Annotated in this window: 1 protein-coding gene and 1 pseudogene; both read right to left on the bottom strand. The window is 65.5% G+C overall.

The genetic code is table 11. The features are described from left to right. Window positions 1-9: 9 nt before the first annotated feature. Window positions 10-1080, bottom strand: coding sequence for an IS3 family transposase (locus tag KK7_RS0119175; RefSeq protein WP_474753600.1), 1071 nt, complete (start codon window positions 1078-1080; stop codon window positions 10-12). After that, a pseudogene (locus tag KK7_RS23935) lies at window positions 1047-1199 on the bottom strand (transposase); the annotation flags it as partial. The gene KK7_RS0119175 and the pseudogene KK7_RS23935, both read right to left, overlap by 34 nt. Window positions 1200-1265: the final 66 nt, after the last annotated feature.

The following is a 1265-nucleotide window of genomic DNA, read 5'->3' as shown; positions in this document are numbered from 1 at the left end:
CCCCGGTTTTCATCCAGCCGGGACCAGAGACCGGGTGTTGTTGTCGCGCGGCTGCGCTGGTGGAGCAAGGGGCTGCGGAGCGTAGCTTCCAGCTACGCGGAGCGGAGCAGCCCCTTGCAAGGCGAGACCTGCGGCGAAGGCCGCTGGCGTGGCGTATCCGAGCGAGGAGTGCGGGCGCTCGGTGTTGTAGTCCTCGACCCAGCCCGCGACGATGTCGCGGGCCTGGCCCAGCGTCAGGAACAGCGTCTCGTTCAGCAGCTCGTCCCGCATGCGGCCGTTGAAGCTCTCGACATAGCCATTCTGCATCGGACGGCCCGGCGCGATATAATGCCACTCGATCTTCGCCTCGCCCGACCAGCTCAGCACTGCGTTGGAGGTGAGCTCGGTGCCGTTGTCGCTGACGATCATCTTCGGGGTGCCCCGCTCGGCCACTAGTTCGGTCAGCTCGCGCACGACACGGCGGCCGGAGATCGAGGTATCGACCACCGCCCGCAGGCACTCGCGCGTGATGTCGTCGACGATATTGAGCACCCGGAACCGACGACCTGTGGCAAGCTGGTCGTGGACGAAGTCCAGGCTCCATCGCTGGTTGGGGAGCGCCAGCACCGGCGCAGGCGCCCGCGCGCCAACGGCGCGCCTTCGTCCCCGCCTGCGCCTGACCGTCAGCTCTTCCTCACGGTAGAGGCGCTGCGTCTTCTTGCGGTTGATCGTGATGCCGTCACGGCAGAGCAGGATGTGCAGGCGCCGATAGCAGAACCGCCGACGCTGCTGCGCCAACTCACGCAAACGCGACCGCAGGTCGCCATCATCTGCCCGGCACGAGCGATACCGCATGCTCTTGCGGTCCGCCCCGACGACCATGCACGCCCGACGCTCGCTCATCCCCCACGTCGCCTGGAGATGCGCGACAGCTTGTCGCTTCGCGGCGGGCGCTACCATTTTTTTGACAGCAGATCCTTCAGACCCGCATTGTCGAGCATCGCGTCGGCCAGCAGTCGCTTCAGCTTGGCGTTCTCGTCCTCGAGAGCCCGAAGCCGCTTCGCGTCGGACACCTCCAGCCCGCCGAACTTCGCCTTCCACGCATAATAGGTCGCGCTCGACATGCCGTGCTTGCGGCACAACTCCGTCACCACCGCGCCCGCCTCGGCTTCCTTCAGGATGCCGATGATCTGCTCTTCCGAAAACTGCTTCCGTTTCATGTCGTCCGTATCCCTCGATGGGCCGGACTCTAGCTCCAATTGGAGGAAAAAACGGGGGTCACGTCA

The sequence above is a fragment of the Sphingomonas elodea ATCC 31461 genome (genome assembly GCF_000226955.1).
Lineage (GTDB): Bacteria > Pseudomonadota > Alphaproteobacteria > Sphingomonadales > Sphingomonadaceae > Sphingomonas > Sphingomonas elodea.
The sequence above is the reverse complement of the archived record's forward strand: the minus strand, read 5'-3'. Positions and strand labels throughout refer to the sequence as shown.